The sequence below is a fragment of the Leisingera aquaemixtae genome, from assembly GCF_019801145.1.
Lineage (GTDB): Bacteria > Pseudomonadota > Alphaproteobacteria > Rhodobacterales > Rhodobacteraceae > Leisingera > Leisingera aquaemixtae_A.
Genome location: NZ_JAHVJQ010000003.1, coordinates 574,375 through 591,403 on the forward strand (window position 1 = coordinate 574,375; position 17,029 = coordinate 591,403).

Annotated in this window: 20 protein-coding genes, 1 tRNA gene and 1 pseudogene; 11 read left to right on the top strand and 11 right to left on the bottom strand. The window is 63.3% G+C overall.

The window, feature by feature from the left end; translation table 11 throughout:
- Positions 1-3: 3 nt before the first annotated feature.
- Genes KUW17_RS10230 through putA form a run of 3 tightly spaced genes read right to left on the bottom strand, consistent with a single transcriptional unit; the run spans position 4 to position 4,630 of the window.
- Positions 4-351, bottom strand: a complete 348-nt coding sequence (locus KUW17_RS10230) for a hypothetical protein (protein ID WP_222478638.1) — start codon at positions 349-351, stop codon at positions 4-6.
- 41 nt (positions 352-392) lie between these two features.
- Positions 393-1,163, bottom strand: a complete 771-nt coding sequence (locus KUW17_RS10235) for a rhomboid family intramembrane serine protease (RefSeq protein ID WP_222478640.1) — start codon at positions 1,161-1,163, stop codon at positions 393-395.
- 53 nt (positions 1,164-1,216) lie between these two features.
- Positions 1,217-4,630 (bottom strand): bifunctional proline dehydrogenase/L-glutamate gamma-semialdehyde dehydrogenase PutA, encoded by a 3,414-nt coding sequence (putA, locus tag KUW17_RS10240; RefSeq protein WP_222478642.1) that lies wholly within the window; start codon positions 4,628-4,630, stop codon positions 1,217-1,219.
- Between the two features lie 125 nt (positions 4,631-4,755).
- On the opposite strand from putA, the gene KUW17_RS10245 reads away from it, so the two are divergent.
- From KUW17_RS10245 to KUW17_RS10260, 4 genes are all read left to right on the top strand, one after another.
- Positions 4,756-5,226, top strand: coding sequence for an Lrp/AsnC family transcriptional regulator (locus KUW17_RS10245; protein WP_222478644.1), 471 nt, complete (start codon positions 4,756-4,758; stop codon positions 5,224-5,226).
- A gap of 64 nt (positions 5,227-5,290) precedes the next feature.
- A complete protein-coding gene (locus KUW17_RS10250; protein ID WP_222478646.1) occupies positions 5,291-5,893 on the top strand; it encodes a tetratricopeptide repeat protein in 603 nt (200 codons plus the stop codon).
- 107 nt (positions 5,894-6,000) lie between these two features.
- Positions 6,001-6,084, top strand: a tRNA-Leu gene (locus tag KUW17_RS10255).
- 180 nt (positions 6,085-6,264) lie between these two features.
- Positions 6,265-6,996, top strand: a complete 732-nt coding sequence (locus KUW17_RS10260; RefSeq protein WP_222478648.1) for a helix-turn-helix domain-containing protein — start codon at positions 6,265-6,267, stop codon at positions 6,994-6,996.
- On the opposite strand, the gene KUW17_RS10265 is transcribed toward KUW17_RS10260, so the two are convergent.
- The 6 genes from KUW17_RS10265 to KUW17_RS10290 form a co-directional block, all read right to left on the bottom strand.
- The gene (locus KUW17_RS10265) at positions 6,973-7,659 is read right to left on the bottom strand and encodes a hypothetical protein (RefSeq protein WP_222478650.1); all 687 of its coding nucleotides are present in this window, start codon (positions 7,657-7,659) and stop codon (positions 6,973-6,975) included. The two genes, KUW17_RS10260 and KUW17_RS10265, sit on opposite strands and share 24 nt — an antisense overlap.
- A 234-nt stretch (positions 7,660-7,893) precedes the next feature.
- Positions 7,894-8,358 (bottom strand): preQ(1) synthase, encoded by a 465-nt coding sequence (queF, locus tag KUW17_RS10270; protein WP_222478653.1) that lies wholly within the window; start codon positions 8,356-8,358, stop codon positions 7,894-7,896.
- Positions 8,359-8,375: 17 nt separating this feature from the next.
- A complete protein-coding gene (gene queE, locus KUW17_RS10275) occupies positions 8,376-9,083 on the bottom strand; it encodes a 7-carboxy-7-deazaguanine synthase QueE (protein ID WP_222478655.1) in 708 nt (235 codons plus the stop codon).
- Positions 9,080-9,445: a 6-carboxytetrahydropterin synthase QueD gene (gene queD, locus KUW17_RS10280; protein WP_222478657.1), complete on the bottom strand. Its 366-nt coding sequence runs from the start codon at positions 9,443-9,445 to the stop codon at positions 9,080-9,082. The genes queE and queD overlap by 4 nt, the downstream gene beginning before the upstream one ends.
- On the bottom strand, positions 9,445-10,146 hold the full coding sequence (gene queC, locus KUW17_RS10285) for a 7-cyano-7-deazaguanine synthase QueC (protein ID WP_222478659.1): 702 nt from the start codon (positions 10,144-10,146) through the stop codon (positions 9,445-9,447). Before queC ends, queD begins: the two co-directional genes overlap by 1 nt.
- A gap of 239 nt (positions 10,147-10,385) precedes the next feature.
- Positions 10,386-11,276: a LysR family transcriptional regulator gene (locus tag KUW17_RS10290; protein ID WP_222478661.1), complete on the bottom strand. Its 891-nt coding sequence runs from the start codon at positions 11,274-11,276 to the stop codon at positions 10,386-10,388.
- 110 nt (positions 11,277-11,386) lie between these two features.
- Between KUW17_RS10290 and KUW17_RS10295 the strand changes: the two genes are divergently transcribed.
- The 3 genes from KUW17_RS10295 (at position 11,387) to KUW17_RS10305 (ending at position 13,458) form a co-directional block, all read left to right on the top strand.
- Positions 11,387-12,145 (top strand): class II aldolase and adducin N-terminal domain-containing protein, encoded by a 759-nt coding sequence (locus KUW17_RS10295; RefSeq protein ID WP_222478663.1) that lies wholly within the window; start codon positions 11,387-11,389, stop codon positions 12,143-12,145.
- A gap of 23 nt (positions 12,146-12,168) precedes the next feature.
- Positions 12,169-13,173, top strand: coding sequence for a sterol desaturase family protein (locus KUW17_RS10300; protein WP_222478665.1), 1,005 nt, complete (start codon positions 12,169-12,171; stop codon positions 13,171-13,173).
- Positions 13,174-13,269: 96 nt separating this feature from the next.
- Positions 13,270-13,458 carry a hypothetical protein gene (locus KUW17_RS10305; RefSeq protein ID WP_222478667.1) on the top strand — a complete coding sequence of 63 codons (189 nt, stop codon included), beginning with the start codon at positions 13,270-13,272 and terminating at the stop codon, positions 13,456-13,458.
- 6 nt (positions 13,459-13,464) lie between these two features.
- On the opposite strand, the gene KUW17_RS10310 is transcribed toward KUW17_RS10305, so the two are convergent.
- Entirely contained in the window at positions 13,465-14,223 is a 759-nt protein-coding gene (locus KUW17_RS10310) for an alpha/beta fold hydrolase (protein WP_222478669.1), read from the bottom strand.
- 104 nt (positions 14,224-14,327) lie between these two features.
- On the opposite strand from KUW17_RS10310, the gene KUW17_RS10315 reads away from it, so the two are divergent.
- From KUW17_RS10315 to KUW17_RS10330, 4 genes are all read left to right on the top strand, one after another.
- Complete coding sequence (locus tag KUW17_RS10315) at positions 14,328-14,693, top strand: hypothetical protein (protein ID WP_222478672.1); 366 nt, start codon at positions 14,328-14,330, stop codon at positions 14,691-14,693.
- 66 nt (positions 14,694-14,759) lie between these two features.
- Positions 14,760-15,356: a TetR/AcrR family transcriptional regulator gene (locus KUW17_RS10320; RefSeq protein ID WP_222478674.1), complete on the top strand. Its 597-nt coding sequence runs from the start codon at positions 14,760-14,762 to the stop codon at positions 15,354-15,356.
- A gap of 93 nt (positions 15,357-15,449) precedes the next feature.
- Entirely contained in the window at positions 15,450-16,127 is a 678-nt protein-coding gene (locus KUW17_RS10325) for a PspA/IM30 family protein (RefSeq protein ID WP_261397129.1), read from the top strand.
- A 69-nt stretch (positions 16,128-16,196) separates the two neighbouring features.
- Positions 16,197-16,484, top strand: a complete 288-nt coding sequence (locus KUW17_RS10330; RefSeq protein WP_222478678.1) for a hypothetical protein — start codon at positions 16,197-16,199, stop codon at positions 16,482-16,484.
- A 119-nt stretch (positions 16,485-16,603) separates the two neighbouring features.
- Here KUW17_RS10330 and glyA read toward each other — a convergent pair.
- Positions 16,604-17,029, bottom strand: a pseudogene (gene glyA, locus KUW17_RS10335) (serine hydroxymethyltransferase); the annotation flags it as partial.

A 17,029-nucleotide genomic window follows, 5' to 3' on the forward strand; every position in this document is an offset into this window, starting at 1 on the left:
TAGCTACTTTTTTAAGAAGCCCTTCTCGGTGATTTCCAACAGATCGTAACTCAGCTTTACCACCCTAAGGGTCACGTAGATTTCTGCATATCGAGCCTGCTCATCAATCATTAGATTGCGTAGCTCATACCCCGTGATTTCTTCTTCGGAGATGTCCTCTAGCAATCGGGCGCCACTAGCAGTGATGGAAATCAACGACCTAGGCCCATGATAATTCCAATAGTCCGGCCATGTTGAGATAAGCATCTCAAAGTCTCCCACGGATGACTTGGGCATTGAGACGCTTACAATATCCATATTGTAAGCTACGTCTCTTCCAGCAGGAATAATCTGACTAAGAAGCGATTTCATGGTTTTCCAGCTTAGTTTGTCTAATCAGTGGTTTCTTCTCCTCACTTCCCCCAAGGTCCCGGATTGCGTTTCTTGCGCGGGAGCTTTGGAATGCGGCTGGCGGAGTATTCATACTCGTTCTCCGGATGCGGGGGGGTGCCGTGGGTGCGGTCCCAGAACGCAGGGCCGCCGCGGCGCAGCCACAGGGGCAGGCACAGGACCAGCCCAACCGCAAAGCCGCCGGCATGGGCCCAGTAGGCGACGCCGCCTTGGTTAGGGTCAGAACCGAGGCCACCGAAGAACTGCATCACCAGCCAGACGCCCAGCATCACAAAGGCAGGGATGGTGAAAATGCGGAAATAGATGATCAGCACCAGCAGGATATCAACGCGCGCCTTGGGGTACATCAGCAGGTAGCCGCCCATCACCCCGGCAATAGCGCCGGAGGCACCGACAGTGGGCACCATCGACCCCGGCGCCGACAGCACATGGATCAGCCCGGCGCCGAACCCGCTTGCCAGGTAGAACAGGAGGAAGGGCAGGTGGCCCATCTCCTCTTCCAGGTTGTCGCCGAAGATCCACAGGAACAGCATGTTGCCGCCCAGGTGCATCAGCCCGCCGTGGATGAACAGGGAGGTGAACAGAGTCTCGAACCCGTAGCCGTGGCTGATCTCGGCCGGGACAACGGCATAGGCGTCATAGAAATAGGCAAGCGCCCGGGGCGAGGCATAGCTGGCGGTGTAGTAGAAATAGGCCAGGATATTTGCGGCAATCAGCGCGTAGACGACATAGGGCCTGCGGCCGGAAGGGTTGTGGTCGCGGATCGGGAACATGGGGGAACGCTGGGCCGGAAACGGCCCAGCGTCAAGTGCTTAGCGCGGAAAGCTCAGGCCATGCCGCCCAGCAATTGCGCGTTGCCGCCGGAGGCGGTGGTGTCGACGCAGACGTGCCGCTCCGCCAGCACCCGGGCGCGGTCCGGCTTGCCGGGGATCAGCGGCACAATTGCGCCGTCGCGCTGTGCCAGGCTCTGTTCGATCTCGCGGCCGGTGGCTTCGTCACCCCACCACAGGACGCCGGCGATGCCCTGGATGCTTTCAAGCTGGCTCAGGTCCAGAAGACCATGCGCCTCAATCGCTGTGCCGCCGAGACTGATGACCTCTTTGGCCTGCGCCGCCGCAGCCTCGGCGCCCGGGCCCATGCACAGCAGCGGCGGGCGGGCAGAGACTGTCAGGCGGTTCGATTCCCCGGTCGGGCCGGGCAGGGAGGTGGTGACCGGCTGGCTGGGCACGCCGCTCGGCGCCTTCAGGTCGGTGATGCTGCTCTCCCAGCCGTCGGAGCTGGACTGCCGGTCCGGCGCGCAGAAACGGCTGAGGTAGAGCGGGCCGCCTGCCTTGGGGCCGGTGCCCGACAGGCCCTCGCCGCCGAACGGCTGGCTGCCAACAATGGCGCCGATCTGGTTGCGGTTCACATAGATGTTGCCCGCATGCACCCGGTCGCAGACATGCTGCACCCGGTCGTCGATGCGGGTGTGCAAGCCGAAGGTGAGGCCATAGCCGGTCGCGTTGATGTCGGAAATCACCTGGTCCAGCTGCTGCGACTTGAACCGCGCAACGTGCAGAACCGGGCCGAAGATTTCCTCCTCAAGCGCGCTGATGCCGGGCACCTCGATCATCGTCGGCGCCACAAAGGTGCCGCCCTGCGGCGCGCGCATTTCCTTCAGCACCCGGCCCTCGGCGCGGGCCTTGTCGATATGGGCGAGGATGCCTGCGCGGGCGCCCTCGTCGATCACCGGGCCGCTGTCGGTGGACAGGTGCCAGGGATCATCCAGCTGCAGGCAGTCCATCGCGCCTTTCAGCATCTTCAGCACGTTGTCGGCAATGTCGTCCTGCAGATAAAGGCAGCGCAGCGCCGAGCAGCGCTGACCGGCCGACTGGAAGGCGCTTTCGATCACCGCCTGCACTGCCTGTTCCGGCAGTGCGGTGGAGTCGACGATCATCGCGTTCAGCCCGCCGGTTTCCGCAATCAGCGGCGCGCCCGGCTGCAGGTTGTCGGCCATTGCCTTGCGGATGCGCATCGCGGTGGCGGTGGAGCCGGTGAAGGCCACGCCATTGACCCGCGGATCGGAGGTGATGGCGGCCCCGACCACGCTGCCGCGGCCCGGCACCAGCTGCAGGGCGCTGCGCGGCACCCCGGCCTCATGCATCAGTTGCACGGCGCGGTGGGCAATCAGCGGCGTCTGGTCGGCGGGTTTGGCCAGCACTGCGTTGCCAGCGGCCAGCGCGGCAGAGACCTGGCCGGTGAAGATCGCCAGCGGGAAGTTCCAGGGCGAGATGCAGGAGAAGATGCCGGCAGGCGGTGCATCGGGAATGCGGGCCGCATAGTAGCGCAGGAAATCCACCGCCTCGCGCAGTTCGGCCACTGCGTCGGGGATGGTCTTGCCTGCCTCGCGGGCGAGGATCGCAAACAGCTCGCCGAAGTTTTCCTCATAGAGGTCGGCGGCTTTGTTCAGCACAGCAGTGCGCTCATCTGCCGGGGCGTCCCACGGGTCGGCTAGCGCCAGCGCCAGTTCGATATCTTCGGGGCTGCACTGGGCGACGGTGCCAACCACGCTCTGGTCGGTGGGGCTGGTCACATCCTTGGCGGCCTCCGGCTGGGCGTCGCCCGCCAGTAGTGGTGCAGCCTGCCACTGGTGGCTGCGCCAGGGCGCGCGGGCCTCTTCGATTTTTGCCAGCGTCGGCGCGTGGCCCAAGTCGAAACCTTTTGAGTTGGGGCGCTCCGGCGCGTAGAGCTCCGGCCCGGTCGGGATCTTGCGGGTCACATCTGCAATGGCTGCAAACGGATCGGCTGCCACCACCTCCGGCGGCACGTTGTCGTCGACAATCTGGTTCACGAAGGAGGAGTTGGCACCGTTTTCCAGCAGGCGGCGCACCAGATAAGCCAGCAGGTCGCGGTGGGCGCCGACGGGGGCGTAGATCCGGCAGTTGGTCTTGTTCTGCTCCAGCACCATCTGGTGCAGGGTCTCGCCCATGCCATGCAGGCGCTGGAACTCATAGCGTTCGTTGCCGACCCCTTCGGCCATATGCAGGATGGCGGCGACGGTGTGGGCGTTGTGGGTGGCGAACTGCGGGTAGATCCGGTCCGTCATGCCCAGCAGTTTGCGGGCGTTGGAGATATAGGAGACGTCGGTCAGCGGCTTGGAGGTGAAGACCGGGAAGCCGTCGACGCCCTCGACCTGGGCACGCTTGATCTCGGTGTCCCAATAGGCGCCCTTGACCAGCCGCACCATGAAGCGGCGGTCGTATTTCTCAGCCATTTCGTGCAGGGCATCAATCGCCAGGCCGGTGCGCGGCCCATAGGCCTGCACCACCACGCCAAAGCCGTCCCAGCCGGCCAGCGCCGGATCGGATACCACGGCCTCGATCACCTCGAGCGACAGCGACAGGCGGTCGGCTTCCTCGGCATCCACGTTGAGGCCCATCTTGGCCGCCTTCGCCAGCAGCGCCAGCGCCTTCAGGCGCGGCACCAGCGCTTCCATCACGCTGTGCTCATGCGCCAGCTCATAGCGCGGGTGCAGCGCGGACAGCTTGACCGAGATGCCGGGATTCTTGCGGATGTCATCGCTGTTGCAGGCAGCCGCAATGGCGGAAATCGCCTTGGAATAGGCCAGATGATAGCGCGAGGCGTCGGCCTCTGTGCGGGCAGCCTCGCCCAGCATGTCGTAGGAATAGGTGTAGCCCTTGGCCTCCATCCCGGCGGCGCGGTTCATCGCGCTTTCGATGGTTTCGCCCAGCACGAACTGGCGGCCCATTTCCTTCATCGCGCGGCTGACAGCGGTGCGGATCACCGGCTCGCCCAGGCGCTTGATGGCACCGCGCAGGGCGCCGATCGGGCTGCGTTCCTCGTCCAGAACCTTGCCGGTCAGCATCAGCGCCCAGGTGGAGGCGTTGACCAGAGAGGAGGTCGACTTGCCCAGGTGCTTGCCCCAGTCGGACGGTGCGATCTTGTCCTCGATCAGCGCGTCGATGGTGTCGGCATCCGGCACCCGCAGCAGCGCTTCGGCCAGGCACATCAGCGCAACGCCCTCATCGGTGGAGAGGCCGTATTCGGCCAGGAACACCTCCATCAGCCCCGGCGCAGAATGGCCGCGGATGTCACGCACCAGCGCAGCGGCGTTGGCGCAGATTTTTTCGCGGTCTGCGTCGGTGAGGGCGGCCTGGGCCACCAGCTGGTCGCGCATCCCGGCTTGATCGGCATAGGTGCCGGCGTCGATCCGGTAGCGCAGCTTGGTTTGAGCGGTCATGAAGGAAACTCCACAAAGGGTGTGCAGGGCTTTTGTTAAGAATACACCCTTTCCAAAAGGACAATCGCCTGAAGATGTGGTATCAGCAGGTCAAATGCGCAAAATTGCAACCTTGGGAAGTCCAAATGAACTCCATCGACCTTGACCGCTTCGACCGGGCGATTCTGAACGTGCTGAGCGAGGATGGCCGCATCTCTATCGCCGACCTCGCACGGCGGATCGGGCTGTCGAAAACCCCGACCCAGACCCGGCTTAGGCGACTGGAGGCGGAGGGTATCATCACCGGCTACAGGGCCCTGGTGGACCCGATCCGCCTGGGGCTCGACCATGTGGCCTTTGTCGAGGTGAAGCTGGATGACACCCGCGAGGCGGCGCTGGCCAAGTTCAACGCCGCTGTGGCGCGGCTGCCTGAGATCGAGCAGGCGCACATGATGGCCTCGCATTTCGACTACCTCCTGAAGGTGCGCACCCGTTCTATGACCGACTACCGGGCGGTGCTGGGGGAAAAGATTTCGTCGCTGCCGCATGTGGCCTCCACCTCCACCTATGTGGCGATGCAGGCGGTCAAGGAGGACGGCGCGCTGGGGCCGCTGTAGGGCTTTCGGCAAGTGCGCACGCCCAGTTGACTTGATTGAAATTGCAATTGTGCGAGCATGGGGCATGTTGTTCGCCTTTCTTCGCGCCCCGTTTTCCTTCGCCGGTTGTGCTGCGGTTCTTGCTGCTGCAGCAGTTTTTCCGGTGCAGGCGTCGGAATGCCCCGACGCTCCCGACCACAGCACACCGTTGGAGGCGCTGCTGACCGAGGTGCAGGAGGCGGAAACCGAGTCCCAGGCACGGGAAATCGCCAACCGCATGTGGGAGTATTGGGCTGATGCGCCAAACGCGCAGGCCCAGGCCATCCTCGACCGCGGCATGACCAAGCGCTCCGCCTTCGACTTCCTCGGCGCGCTGGCGGATTTCGACCAGTTGATCGCTTATTGCCCGGACTATGCCGAGGGTTACAACCAGCGCGCATTTGTGCATTACCTGCGCCGGGATTTCGCTGCCGCACTGCGCGATCTGGACCGGGCGCTGGAACTGTCGCCCCGCCATGTCGCCGCGATGAGCGGGCGGGCATTGTCGCTCTACGGCCTGTCCCGGCTTCAGGAGGCGCGGGAGGCGCTGGCAGAGGCGCTGAAGCTCAATCCCTGGCTGCCGGAACGCTATTTGGCGGACCCTGGCGGGCCGCTGGCACCGCCCGGCGCCGGCGATGTTGAGTTGTAGGGCTGCCCGCCTGAAGCGAAAAATTTGCAGGATTGCCGAAAACTGATTGTCCGCGTGAAATCAGGAGGCTAGACCTGCAGCCATCGCGCCGTGTGCTGGCGCACACCGCGGGCGTGGTGGAATGGTAGACACAAGGGACTTAAAATCCCTCGGCTTCGGCCATGCGGGTTCGAGTCCCGCCGCCCGTACCACATCTCAAAACATCTGCAACACCTGCCGGTATCCGGGCATTTCCTTGGCCTTGCTTTCGGTTTCGGCGGTCTCACGGGCCCAGGGCCTGCGGAGAGGCATGCAGTGATACGGCAGGATTGCGTTGCTGTAACGGTGGTTTTATGCAAGATGTTTCGCGGAATGTAAAAGATTTTGTGCATATGGCGCTGATCCACGAAAAAATTGCAGCTCTCTTGGCGGATATGAACCTGTCCAACCGGCAGGCGGCGCTGAAGTGCGGCATTCCCTACGGGACCTTCAACAGCGCGCTGAAGCATGAGCGCGAGATCGGCTGGAGCACGCTGGACGCCCTGGCGCGGGGGCTGGGGGTGTCGTTCCAGTATTTCTCGTCAGACAACGCGGAGCTGGAGCTGCTGCCCGGCCATCCTGGCAGGGAATCGGAGCGGAAAGCCTTTGAGATCCTCAATGACCGGATGCAGGCGGCAGCGCGGACCCGCCAGTACCGCGGCTGCGACGTGTCGCTGCAGGATTTTCTGGACTGGTGGTATGCCAACAGCGGCCGTCTGGAAGGATTCGACAGGCTGCAGCACAAGGTGGACATGTTCGACCCGCCAGACCCGGAACAAAACCGCATCCAGCCGATCCGCTCTGGCCCGGCCAGCTTGGCCTCCATTTGTTTCGAAATATCCGACAGCGGTCAGCTGCGGAACACGCTGAACGGCTTCAGCGAAAAGCTGAACGCTGACCTGGTGATGGCCCATAGCGAGGCAATCAGCCGGGGCGAGCCGGTAATTACCCACCCGTCGATTGATGTGAAGCTGTTGAACGGGCGGCGGTTCACCCGCCAGTACCGGCGTGTTCTAGCGCCGGTCTATCTGCCCGGTGGCAAGCTGCTGGTGGTCAACTTCTCACAGGACATCAACTTTGGCTAAGTCGCTGTGCAGCATGTGCTCCATCTCCAGCCGGGAAGAGCCGACAAACCATTCGGTGCTGCTGCGCACTTCGGGTTCCGGGTCGCGCCATTTCTGCGCTCGCGGAATGGCACGGCTGAAGCCGTAGACAAGATCCAGCCGGGCCTGCATGTGGCGGTCCGGGATGAAAGCGTAGATCCAGTCCACATCCCATTTCTGGATCGCCAGAACCTGGAGAATACGCATGAAGGGCTCCAGGCGCTCGGCCCGCCTGCCGCGGTGGCCGGGCAGGAAGTTCAACTCGCCGATATAAGCCAGCCGCCCGCTCACCTCCCGTGCCAGCGGTTCGGCAACGCTTTCCACTCCGCCGCCGGCGTCGTTGGGGAACTGGTGGCGTGATGTGCGGATCAGGTAGTCCGCCAGGGTTTCGCGCCCCAGGTCCTGCAGCAGCAAAGCTGCGCCGCCGATGTAAGTGTCGCCCTCCTTGAGAAACAGCCAGAAGGCCGAGTTCGATGTATGGTCGGCCCGTTCGATGGCAAATCCCGGCATTTGAAACTGGCGGCCGGTGGCCGCGGCCGTTTCGGGCACCTTCTCAAAATCGGTGAACATTTCCACCTGCAGCCCGGCCTGTGCGAGCGTGTGCAGATAGCCCGAAAGTGCTTTCCCCAAGTCCAGTGAGTTCATCAGGTTCCCCGTCTTTTTTATTCACCCGGATGTCCCGGATACCCTCCCGTTTCAGCCAAGGAGTGCAGGATCACTAAACTCAAAACTACTTTTGCGGTAAATTGTTTGTTTTACCGGTGTGGCTGAAATTCGTCGCAAAGCACGCGCGGAGGCGGTTCATGGATTGTTTTAAAAAAGAAAAGCCCGGCAGCTATGCTGCCGGGCTGAAGCATGTGGTGGGGCCTTAGGGTTGTGTCAGCCGCGGCCGCGGTAGGGGGGCACGCCCTGATCCGGGATCCAGACGCTTTCGGGCATCGGCCCGGTCTGCCAGAAAACGTCGATCGGAATGCCGCCGCGCGGGTACCAGTAGCCGCCGATGCGCAGCCACTGCGGCTCCAGGAAGTCCGCCAGGCGGCGGGCGATGGAGACGGTGCAATCTTCGTGAAAGGCGCCGTGGTTACGGAAGGAGGTAAGGAACAGCTTCAGCGACTTGCTTTCCACTAGCCACTCGCCCGGCACATAGTCGATCACCAGATGGGCAAAGTCCGGCTGGCCGGTCATCGGGCAGAGCGAGGTGAATTCCGGCGCGGTGAAGCGCACGTTGTAGGCAACGTCGGCCTGCGGGTTCTGGACACGCTCCAGTTCCGCCTGTTCCGGGCTTTGCGGCACGATGGTGTCGCCGCCCAGCTGCTTCAGGTTGCTGTAGATGCTGTCAGACATATCAGGGTTCCTTGTCTTCAGACGCCGCGCTTGTTGCCCCAGACCAGCACATGCAACTGGGGCAGGACGCGGGGGGTGAACCAGCCGTCGCCGGTCACTTTTTCAATCAGCCACAAGAGGCGCTCGGTGGCCTGGTTCAGATCGACGGGCTGTTCCGGGTCGACCTCCGGGTTGCCGGGCTGAAGGTACAGCGGCAGCTCCGGGTGGCGCTCTGCCGCGGCCTTGGCCCAGGCGTAGTCCTTGTCATCGAAAATCACGATCTTCATGACCACCTGTCCGCAGCCCTGTGCTGCCTCCAGGCATTGGTCAAAGGCTTTCCAGTCCACGGTTTCGCCGCTGGAGGGCGGCTTGGGGCTGAGCACCAGCGTATCCAGATCTGCAAACCAGGGTTTGCTGACCGATCCTTGGGTCTCGCAGGCAAAGCGGTAGCCCTCGGCCTTGCCGTAGGCAATCACCGGCGCGAAATCCTGGATCGCCGGGTTGCCGCCGGAGATCGACACGGTCAGCGGCTTGCCGCCGGACAGGCGGCGCACTTCAGCCATGACTTCTTCGGGCGCCATCACCGCCCAGTCGTGGCGAAAGGCGCTGTCGACCGCATGCATGCTGTCGCACCACGAACAGCGGTAATCGCAACCGCCCGCGCGCACAAACACCGTGGGCTCCCCGATCAGGGCGCCTTCGCCCTGGATGGTGGGGCCAAAGATTTCCGCGATGCGCAGGCTCATGGCCGGAACTCCGGCCGGTATTCCGCCCAGGTCTTGGGGGTTTCGGAAACCTTCACCGCAGCCACTTCCGGCCAGCGCGCGTGGCACCAGTCATAGAAATGCTTCGCCATGTTTTCCGCCGTCGAAAACCCCTCCAGCACGTCGTTCAGGTGCCGGTGGTCGAAGGTCGAGTCGATGTATTCCTTCAGCGGTTTCAGCTCGTGATAGTCGCGCACGAAGCCGTCGCTGTTCAGCTCCTTCGCCGCCAGCTCAACCACCACGACATAATTGTGGCCGTGCAGCCGGGCGCATTGATGGTCCGGCGGCAGATGGGTCAGCTGGTGGGAGGCGGAGAAATGGAACTCCTTGGTGATCCGGAACATCAGGCGCCATCCTTGGCGGCAATCGCCGCTTTCCAGAAATCCGGGTCGGCATAGTCGGTCGGGTCCTCAATGCCTGCCAGATGGAAGGCTTCGCGCCGTTCCACGCAGGTGCCGCAGCGCCCGCAATGCGTGTCGCCGCCCTTGTAGCAGGACCAGGTCTCGGCAAAGGGGGTGTTGTGCTTGGCACCTGCGGTGACGATGTCGCCCTTGGTGCGGTGCACAAACGGGGTGTAGAGACTCACGTCGGCATAGCCATCGAGAGCTGCGCGCTGCATCGCATCAAACGCCTCGGTGAAGGCCGGACGGCAGTCCGGATAGATGAAATGGTCGCCGCCATGCACTGCGGTCGCCACCGCGTCATCGCCGTTTGCGGCAGCGATGCCATAAGCGATGGTCAGCATGATCGCGTTGCGGTTCGGCACCACGGTGACCTTCATGGTCTCTTCTTCGTAATGGCCGTCCGGCACGTCGATGTCATCGGTCAGGGCAGAGCCGGAAAGCGCGGCGCCGATGCCCCTCATGTCGATGATGTCATGCGGCACGCCCAGCCGTTTTGCGGCGGCGGCGGCATAGTCGAGTTCCTTCTTGTGGCGCTGGCCGTAGTCGAAGGAGACAAGACGGGTCAGCTGATGTTCCTCAGCGACCATATGGGCAAGCGAAACGGAATCCAGCCCGCCCGAGCAGATAACGATAGTTTTCATTTTTGAACCCTTGTTTTGGTGACCGGGTAGGCTGCGACCGGTGCCGCGCGTTTAGCAGCAAGCGGCAAATGGCGCAAGCCGCGGGCGTATTGCGAACATTCGGCAGGACTTGTTGGAGAAATTTGATAGTTTCGCGTTGGCGGGCACATTGGGGGGCAGTGCCTGTCCGCGGGCGGAAGCGTAGCGCCCGCCCAAGGGGGCGGACGGGCGCTACCCGGCGTGCCGCCAGGCAGGGCAGTCTAAACTGGCGGGAATTCCCCCTCCAGCCATTCCAGGAACGCCCGTGATGCCGGGGTGCTGGCATGGCTCGGCGGCGGCATCAGGAAGTAGTTCTCCAGCAACTCCGCCGTGTGATCGCTGGCCCGGACCAGCTGCCCGCTCTCCAGCAGCCCGCCTGCCAGCGTTTCATGGGACATGGAGATCCCAGCCCCGTTCACGGCGGCTGTCATGGCAATCACGTAAGTGGAGGCCAGGTTGATCTCATGATTTCGGTCAAACGGCAGATCCTGAGATTTGAACCACGCCCCCCAGGATCCTGTCACCCCGGCACAATCCAGCAGCGTTGCGGTGCTGAAATCAATTTCGCCATCCTGATAGCCCGGCGCGCAGACAGGAAAAAACCGGTCCCGTGTAAGCCGAACCGCTGCCGCCGACATGTCATTCGGGCGGCCAAAGCGAATTTCGGTCCCGGCGGAACTGGCGTGCCGCTCCGGATCCCAGATCGGCGTCACGATGTTCAGCACCAGCCAGGGGTATTTCGCATAGAGCCGCGGCAGGCGCGGTGACAGCCAGAACACCGAGAATGCCATGTTGCATTGCAAGACCAGATGCCGCCCCTGGTCGCCGCCGGTAAAGGCCTGGGTGCCGGCTGCAATCAGGTCAAAGGCCTCGCGTACAACTGGCATGTAATTCGCCCCGGCCTCCGACAGATCAAGCGCGCGGGTTTTGCGGATGAACAGCTCCCGGCCCAGGAAGTTTTCCAGGCTGCGCACATGCTGGCTGATTGCCGATTGCGTCAGGTTCAGCTCCGCCGCGGCGCGGGTGAACGACAGGTGCCGGGCGCTGGCTTCAAAGGCGCGCAGCCAGGTGAGCGGGGGCAGGGAGGAGGAGGGCGGACCGGAAGAAGGCATCGATGTATGACCTATGCATTAGTACAATTAATGCATAGCGGTTGAATCAATCGTTTGTCAGCAGGAATTGCGGCTGGCACCACTAGGATAAGCGAATTTGGAGGCCCAAGATGAACAAACAAGCGGAGCTGAGCCCGAACCTCACCCATTGGCAGGAGCGCGTGGATATGGCTGCCGCCTTCCGCTGGACCGCGCGGCTGGACATGCATGAGGGCGTCGCCAACCATTTCAGCCTGGCGGTGAATGAGGACGGCACCCAGTTTCTGATGAACCCGAACCAGGTGCATTTCGCGCGGGTGAAAGCCTCGGACCTCTTGCTGCTGGATGCAAACGACCCCAAGACGATGGAACGCCCCGACGCGCCGGACCCGACCGCCTGGGGCCTGCACGGCTCGATCCACCGGCTGTGTCCGCATGCGCGCTGCGTGATGCATGTGCATTCGATCCACGCCACCGTGCTGGCCTGCCTCGCCGACAGCACCCTGCCGCCGATCGACCAGAACACTGCCACCTTCTACAACCGCTATGTGGTCGATGGCGATTTCGGCGGGCTGGCGTTTGAGGACGAGGGCGCCCGCTGCGCTTCGATGCTGAGCGACCCCAAGGTCAAAACCATGATCATGGGCAACCACGGCGTGCTGGTGATCGGCGACAGCGTCGCGGATACCTTCAACCGGCTCTATTACTTCGAGCGCGCCGCGGAGACCTACATCCGCGCCCTGCAAACCGGCCAGAAGCTGCGGGTGCTGAGCGATGAAATTGCCGAGAAAACTGCGCAGGAACTGGACGACTACCCGGATCAGGCCGAACGCCACCTGGCGGAGCTGAAGGCGATCCTCGACGACGAGGGCGCGAACTACGCAACCTGATCGCCAGCAGAGGAGGCGGCATAATGGACGGAACTTTGCAAAACGCAGAACGCGACCGCGAAGCTGAACGCTGGCACTACCACCCCAAGGGGCCGGTGCCGCTCAACCCGCTGTTCAGCTGGCCGCCGCGCCCGGCGGCGGTCCTGCGCTGGTACCGCGGCGCCTGGATGGAGATCACATCGCTGACGCTCTGCTTCCTGCTGGCGCTGGCGATCTACGCCTGGATGCTGCCGCCGCTTGCTGAGATGGCCGAATTCCGCCCTGGCTGGATGCTGCAGGTCTGGCTCGCCAACCTGCTGCCCCAGGCAACGGTTGCAGGGGGGCTCCACTGGTGGCTCTACATGCGCAAGGGCCAGGGCATGCAGAAGAAGTTCGACAAGCGCGACCTGTCCCGCGGCAACGGGACCTTCACCTTCAAAAACCAGGTCTGGGACAACATCTGGTGGACGCTCGGCAGCGCCATCACCGTGGCGACAGCCTATCAATGGGGCATTTACTGGCTGATGGCCAATGGCTGGGTGCCGGTTGTGACTTTCGCCGAAGCGCCAGTCTGGTGCGCGGTCTGGATGCTGTTCATCCCGATGTGGTCCGGCCTGCATTTCTACTGGGTGCACCGGCTGGAGCATCACCCGCGGCTCTATAAACACGTGCACGCGGTGCACCACCGCAACGTCAACATCGGGCCGTGGTCGGGGATTTCAAACCACTGGTATGAAAACCTGCTCTACTTCACCACCTATTTCATCCACCTGATCGTGCCGTCGCACCCGCTGCATCTGGCCTTCCATGCGATGTTCCAGCAGATCAGCCCGGTTCTGTCGCACTCTGGCTTCGAGCGGGTGATTGCCAAGGAGACCGAGGCCGCCAAGGCAGGGGATTTCTTCCACCAGCTGCACCACCGCTATTTCGAGTGCAACTACGGCACCTCCGAAATTCCCTTCGACAAGTGGTTCGGCACATACCACGATGGCTCCGCCGCAGCCACAGAGCGGACCCGGGCCTTCAAGAAGCAGATGTACACTCGCTAGAATTGAGGGTTTCGGAAACTGATCAGGATCAAGGCGTACATATTCTCGATTCTCTATGCCTGACCGCAAAGCAGTCAAAGGCATAGGAGAAAGCCCATGTTGCGCCTTGCATCCATCCTCTATTCGCTGATCGGCAGCAGCCTGGCAGGGGCCGGGGTGATTGCAGTGCTGGCGGCCGGGCTTGTCACCACACAGGCCATCCTAGGCGCCGCTGCAGCGGGGGCGGTGCTGGCACTGCCAGTGGCATGGCTGGTGGCGAAACAGCTTTATGCCCGCGGCGCCTGACGGGCGTCAGGCGTTCAGGAATACCCGCGCGGCGGCCTCGAACTCCCGCGGCTTCTCGGCGTGCAGCCAATGGCCCGCGCCGGGCAGCTTGGCAAAACGGGCATTTGGAAAGCGCGCGCGGATCTCCTCGCGGTGCTCGGGCAGCACGTAATCCGACTCCGATCCAGACAGGAACAGGGCAGGCCCGTCCCAGGCAGAGTCCGTCTTCGGAAACGACATGATGTTCGGCATCTGATCCGCCAGCGTATCCAGGTTCAGCTTCCAGCGCTTGTTCGGCAAATCCAGCGACTGGGTGAAGAAGCTCTGCAGCGCAGGCTCCACACCGGCTTCGGCCAATTTTGCGGCGGCCTCGGGGCGGCGCTCGATAGTCTCCAGATCCAGCGATTTCATGGCGTGGATATACTGGATCTGGGTGTGGCCATAGGCAACCGGCGCGATGTCGGCGACCACCAGCTTGCGAACCGCATCAGGGTGGTTCAGCGCCAGCATCATCGCTGCCTTGCCGCCCATCGAATGGCCGATCACATCCATCTGTCCGCCGTGGGCCGCGATCACCCCGGCCAGGTCCTCCGCCAGCTCTGGATAGGTGTGGCTGTCCTTTCGCGGGCTGTCGCCGTGGTTGCGCATGTCCACCGCAACCACCTGCCGCTCATCCGACATGCGCTTGGCGATGACGCCCCAGTTGCGGGCTGAGCCGTAAAGCCCGTGGGCAATCAGGAGCGGGGTGTTTCCGGTGGCAGAGCCATGAGTGATCGTGTTCAGCATGCCGCCTTGATAGCCGCGCAGGCGGAGCCTTGCCACCCCCCATTGAGGCAGGCCCGGCGGCGGGCTAGGGTGGCCGGGCAGCGCAGTGAGGGGAGAGTGCCGGAATGGCCGCCAGTCTGGACCAGGACATCGAGGACATCCGCAGCCTCCTGAAGGAACGCGAGCACGCATCGGGCGACCTTGCTGCCGCGCTGAAGCACGTCCGCCGCCGCATTCCGCGCCGGATCTACAAACAGGGCATGAAGCTCGCCGCCGCGCTGCCGCTGCTGGAGCACCCCAAGCTGCGGATGACGGTCGACGAGAAACCGCTGCGCGGCGCCGCCCGCGAGGTAAAGGCGCATTTGCAGAAGATTGACCTGGCTGAGCGGCGCAAGGACTTCTGGCTGGGCGTCCTTGGCAGCGCAGCGTTTTCCATCCTATGCGTGCTGATCCTGCTGGTGGTGGTGCTGCGCTGGCGCGGCCTGATCTGATTTCCTGCTTTACGCCGCGGCTGCTGCCGGTATTTTGAACGCGGTTCAAGACAAAGGCAGGGTGCCATGGCAGGCAAGGTGGAGGCGCGCAAGGCCGCGCTGCGGCAGAGACTGGTGGAAGCGGCAGAGATCCGTATCGCGCGGGACGGGGCAGGGGCGCTGCGCGCCCGCGACCTGGCGCAGGATGCGGGCTGTGCGGTCGGGGCGATCTATAACGCTTTCGACGACCTGACTGCGATCATCATGGCGGTGAACGGCCGTACCTTCCAGAAACTGGGCGCCTCGGTTGAGGCCTCGGTTGCGGGCCGGGAGGCGGAATCGCCCACCCGCCGCCTGATCCTGATGAGCAACGCCTACCTGCATTTCGCGGTAGAGAACACCAACCTGTGGCGGGCGATGTTCGACCTTCGGATGGCCGCCGGGGACGCGGTGCCGGACTGGTACCTGAAGGCTCTGGATAGCCTGTTTGCCAATATCGCCCAGCCTGTGGGGGAACTGTTCCCGGACAAGGATGCGGGAGAGGCGTCCCTGATGGTGCGGGCGTTGTTCTCTGCGGTGCACGGCATCGTGCTTCTGGGGCTGGAGCAGCGCATCTCCGGCGTGCCGCCGGAGCGCATTGAACAGATGATCGCCCAGGTGCTGGAGCAAATCGGCAAGAAGTGAGTTCTGAACATCGTTCAACAATTTTCTTGAACGATGTTCATATTGGTGCTAAGTGAGTCCCCGTGAACAATGTTCATGTTTGCGGAGGAAAAGATGTTCAACACTCTGAAGACCCTGATCACCGGCGCCAGTGCCCGCGCGGAAGAGCAGCTGCGCGAGACCTATTCGATCGAGCTGATCACCCAGAAGATCCGCGAGGCGGACGCCAACCTGAAGGCGGCGAAGCTGACGCTTGCCAGCCTGATCCAGCGCCAGCGGGCGGAACAGCGCCAGGTAGATACCCTGGGGGAGCGCATCCGGGACCTGATGGCCCGGGCCGGCGAGGCGCTGGAAGGCGGCCGCGACGATCTGGCGCAAAGCGCTGCCCAGGCGGTGGCTGACATGGAGAACGAACTGGCGGTGCGCCGCCAGACCCTGGACCGGCTCGATACCCGGATCCTGCAGCTGCGCCAGTCGGTGGAAACCGCCAGCCGCCGCATCACCGATCTGAAGCAGGGCGCCATTGCCGCCCGTGCCACCCGGCGCGAGCAGGACCTCCAGCGCCGCCTGCGCCGCCACACCGGCGGCGACAGCCCGGCAGAAGAGGCCGAGGCGCTGATCCGCGACGTGCTGCAGCGCGACGACCCCTTCGAGCAGGGCGAGATCCTGCGCGAGATTGACGGCGAGCTGAACAACACCACGATTGCCGACGATCTGGCCGACGCGGGCTTCGGCCCCCGCAGCCGCAGCACCGCTGCAGATGTGCTGAGCCGCCTCAAGGCGAAAGACTGAACTGTTTCTGCGGATCCAGCCCGACCGGCCGATCCAACCTGAGCTTATTTAATTTACAGGAGAAAACCCATGTATACCGACAACACCGACAACAAACTGATCATTCTGCTGAACTCCGTTGGCGTCGCCATTGCCTATGCGATGCTGGGGATTTCCCTGTGGCTCTCGACTGACGTGCCGCTGGCGACCAAGGGCTATTGGGGGATGGCAGTCCTGCTGCTGACGCTCAGCCTGATCAACGTGGTGAAATACCGTTTCGACCACCGCTCCAGCGAGGACCGCATCCGCAAGATCGAGGAAGCCCGCAATGAAAAGCTGCTGGAAGACGCGCTGATGGACAGCAAGCAGGACTACTGAAGCAGCCCCGGAGAATGAAACCGCGCCCGCCTATCCAGGCGGGCGCTTTCCCTGCCGCTCCAAAACAAAACCGCCGCGGCTGCTGGGCCGCGGCGGTTCCTTTGCAATCCCGGATGGGCTTACAGGTTCGGATAGAGCGGGAACTTGGCGCAGAGGCCGGCGACCTTAGCGCGGACGGACGCTTCCACATCCGCGTTGCCCTCTTCACCGTTCGCTGCCAGCCCGTCGATCACCTCGATGATCAGGTCGGCGATCTGGCGGAACTCCGCCTCGCCGAAGCCGCGGGTGGTGCCGGCAGGGGTGCCGAGGCGCAGGCCCGAGGTCACGGTCGGCTTTTCCGGGTCGAACGGGATGCCGTTCTTGTTGGTGGTGATGTGGGCACGGCCCAGCGCCTTGTCGGCGATGTTGCCGGTCACGCCCTTGGGGCGCAGGTCCACCAGCATCACGTGGGTGTCGGTGCCGCCGGTCACGATGTCCAGGCCGCCCTTGATCAGCTGGTCCGCCAGCGCAACCGCGTTTGCCTTCACCTGTTTCTGGTAGGCCTT

Excerpts from the sequence above, each read along its gene's own strand:
- KUW17_RS10235 (WP_222478640.1), bottom strand. The coding sequence starts at position 1,163 with ATGTTCCCGATCCGCGACCACAACCCTTCCGGCCGCAGGCCCTATGTC.
- KUW17_RS10230 (WP_222478638.1), bottom strand. The coding sequence starts at position 351 with ATGAAATCGCTTCTTAGTCAGATTATTCCTGCTGGAAGAGACGTAGCT.
- queF (WP_222478653.1), bottom strand. The coding sequence starts at position 8,358 with ATGTCTGACAGCATCTACAGCAACCTGAAGCAGCTGGGCGGCGACACC.
- queE (WP_222478655.1), bottom strand. The coding sequence starts at position 9,083 with ATGAGCCTGCGCATCGCGGAAATCTTTGGCCCCACCATCCAGGGCGAA.
- KUW17_RS10315 (WP_222478672.1), top strand. The coding sequence starts at position 14,328 with ATGGCCGCCAGTCTGGACCAGGACATCGAGGACATCCGCAGCCTCCTG.
- KUW17_RS10245 (WP_222478644.1), top strand. The coding sequence starts at position 4,756 with ATGAACTCCATCGACCTTGACCGCTTCGACCGGGCGATTCTGAACGTG.
- KUW17_RS10320 (WP_222478674.1), top strand. The coding sequence starts at position 14,760 with ATGGCAGGCAAGGTGGAGGCGCGCAAGGCCGCGCTGCGGCAGAGACTG.
- KUW17_RS10305 (WP_222478667.1), top strand. The coding sequence starts at position 13,270 with ATGTTGCGCCTTGCATCCATCCTCTATTCGCTGATCGGCAGCAGCCTG.
- KUW17_RS10290 (WP_222478661.1), bottom strand. The coding sequence starts at position 11,276 with ATGCCTTCTTCCGGTCCGCCCTCCTCCTCCCTGCCCCCGCTCACCTGG.
- KUW17_RS10250 (WP_222478646.1), top strand. The coding sequence starts at position 5,291 with ATGTTGTTCGCCTTTCTTCGCGCCCCGTTTTCCTTCGCCGGTTGTGCT.
- putA (WP_222478642.1), bottom strand. The coding sequence starts at position 4,630 with ATGACCGCTCAAACCAAGCTGCGCTACCGGATCGACGCCGGCACCTAT.
- queC (WP_222478659.1), bottom strand. The coding sequence starts at position 10,146 with ATGAAAACTATCGTTATCTGCTCGGGCGGGCTGGATTCCGTTTCGCTT.
- KUW17_RS10330 (WP_222478678.1), top strand. The coding sequence starts at position 16,197 with ATGTATACCGACAACACCGACAACAAACTGATCATTCTGCTGAACTCC.
- KUW17_RS10325 (WP_261397129.1), top strand. The coding sequence starts at position 15,450 with ATGTTCAACACTCTGAAGACCCTGATCACCGGCGCCAGTGCCCGCGCG.
- KUW17_RS10260 (WP_222478648.1), top strand. The coding sequence starts at position 6,265 with ATGGCGCTGATCCACGAAAAAATTGCAGCTCTCTTGGCGGATATGAAC.
- queD (WP_222478657.1), bottom strand. The coding sequence starts at position 9,445 with ATGTTCCGGATCACCAAGGAGTTCCATTTCTCCGCCTCCCACCAGCTG.
- KUW17_RS10295 (WP_222478663.1), top strand. The coding sequence starts at position 11,387 with ATGAACAAACAAGCGGAGCTGAGCCCGAACCTCACCCATTGGCAGGAG.
- KUW17_RS10265 (WP_222478650.1), bottom strand. The coding sequence starts at position 7,659 with ATGAACTCACTGGACTTGGGGAAAGCACTTTCGGGCTATCTGCACACG.
- KUW17_RS10310 (WP_222478669.1), bottom strand. The coding sequence starts at position 14,223 with ATGCTGAACACGATCACTCATGGCTCTGCCACCGGAAACACCCCGCTC.
- KUW17_RS10300 (WP_222478665.1), top strand. The coding sequence starts at position 12,169 with ATGGACGGAACTTTGCAAAACGCAGAACGCGACCGCGAAGCTGAACGC.